The 2022-nt window shown below is 35.4% G+C and carries 2 protein-coding genes; one reads left to right on the top strand and one right to left on the bottom strand.

Features of this window, described 5'->3' with window-relative positions; translation table 11 throughout:
• Window positions 1-107: 107 nt before the first annotated feature.
• Entirely contained in the window at window positions 108-806 is a 699-nt protein-coding gene (locus tag Megvenef_RS09145) for an RNA methyltransferase (RefSeq protein WP_322777619.1), read from the top strand.
• A gap of 17 nt (window positions 807-823) precedes the next feature.
• On the opposite strand, the gene Megvenef_RS09140 is transcribed toward Megvenef_RS09145, so the two are convergent.
• Window positions 824-2022 (bottom strand): lipase family protein (locus Megvenef_RS09140; RefSeq protein WP_322777618.1); only part of this gene is annotated, 1199 nt, incomplete at its 5' end.

Genomic DNA, 2022 nt, shown 5'->3' with positions numbered 1-2022 from the left:
CTATGGCTCATTTTATGATCAAATTCGAAGGGAGAATTTAAGTGCCTATAATCGAATTTACACAAATAGATGGAAAGTCTCTATAAATTTATGAAGATAGGTGTTTAATGTCCATTTCTATAATATTAGTTGCCCCACAAATGGGTGAAAATATAGGAGCGGTAGCAAGGGCTATGAAGAATTTCGATATCTATGACCTTAGAATTGTAGATCCAAGAGACGGTTGGCCAAATGAAAAAGCCGTAAGTATGTCAGTTGGAGCGGCGGATTTAATTGCTAATGCTAGGATTTTTGGTTCTGTGATTGATGCAATAAGTGATTTATCATATGTTTATGCGGCTACTGCTACTCCAAGAGATATGAATAAGGAATATGTTTTTTCAAGAGATTTGATAGAAGACATACCTAAGACTGGTAAAGTCGGGATCATGTTTGGTAGAGAAAATTGTGGTTTGAATAACCAAGAAATTTCATATGCCAATAAGATTATAACAATTGATACTAACCTGAGCTTTAGCTCTTTGAATATTGCTCACTCAGTGGCGGTAATTTGTTATGAACTTTTTCCGGCTCGTATGCAATCAAGGTCATATGTACAACCAACACTTGCTGAAAATGATGAGCTAGAATATTTTTATGAACACCTATTCAATTCCCTTGAAGAACGTAAATTTTTTCGCGTTCCAGAAAAAAGAGAGAAAATGAGCTTGAAAATCAGGAATATTTTTGCAAGAATCGATAACCTATCTAAAACCGAATTGCAAACTCTAAGAGGAATTATTACAGTTCTATCAGGAAAAAAATAACCTGAATTGTGAACAGATTAGCGACTTGCTGATCTACTTGTGCCTTCTAGAGCCTGTTTTGCACTAGGTAGTTTAAGATTAGATGATAAGCCTTCTGTCTTTGAACTAATTATTTGCTTGGCTACATTTTCTTGTGCTTTTGGCGGAAATTTAGAAGTAAATTTTGTTTTCTCATTAGAGGATACTTTTTCGGCCTGCTCTAACCTAGTCGCTTTTTCTAATTCTGCACGGCTAAATGTTACCCTATCAAGTTTTCCTGTGGTCTCGTCAAATTTATCCATAGAGAACTCTATTTTACCAGTAGTTTTTTCAGTGTGTTGAAGAGTTTTGATTTTATTAGCTAAACTTTCCTCGTACTCAATTGGCTTAATTTGAGAATAAGCCTCTTGCATCGAAATTATATTACCCTCTTTGTCTTTAACTTTCCCTGCTTTTTGTACAAAAACTTTATTGAAATTGGATAAAGAATGGTCTGAGGGAAGCTCCATGCCTATACCTCCAGGTGCTAATAAGCTAAAAGCTTTCCCCAAAAGTGGAGTAATTTCAGAAGCATATTTAGCTATTACTTCGAATACCATCTGAACCAAATTAGGATTTCTTTCTTTTTGTGAATGAGGGATAATAGTGTATACAGTGCCAGATTGTTCGTTTAAACTATTGATAATATTTTTTCTATTGTTAAATGCACAAAAATTTAGTTTTTTTGCGCTATTTTCAGGTAGCCCAGCTTCTTTATACATTTTTTCTACAATAGGCTTTGTTCCTGGGTTTTCAAAAGTAACAGCTGTTATTTGGTCCTTTTCACCATGATTTTTTAATCCTTTTTTTTGTAGCTTAATATCCATGTCCACTGCTTGCATTTCGGCCATTGCTGCTCCAAGAGAGTGGCCAGTATAATGAAATTTATAATCTTTTGCCTGCTCACCCAAGCTATCTAAAATCATATCGTTTAGGATCTGAGCTGGATTCATTTTTGCGGGCTTACTTTGAGCGACTAACAAAGCGTCATCATATAAGTCATCCAGACCTTTTTGATTAAGGTGGGGTCTTGTTCCAGCTGTGGCAAATACGATCTCTTTTGTTTCTTTGTTTAGGAATGCTACACATCTAAAAGATGCTTCATTGCTATCTACAACATGATCGCTCATAAGAAACATTTCGTAACCAGGCGGGATCATTTTTGCCGCTTCTTGCATCTTTTCGTCAGTGCCTTTAT

Origin of the sequence: Candidatus Megaera venefica, from assembly GCF_034554655.1 — a bacterium.
Taxonomy (GTDB): domain Bacteria; phylum Pseudomonadota; class Alphaproteobacteria; order Rickettsiales; family Rickettsiaceae; genus Megaera_A; species Megaera_A venefica.
The sequence above is the reverse complement of the archived record's forward strand: the minus strand, read 5'-3'. Positions and strand labels throughout refer to the sequence as shown.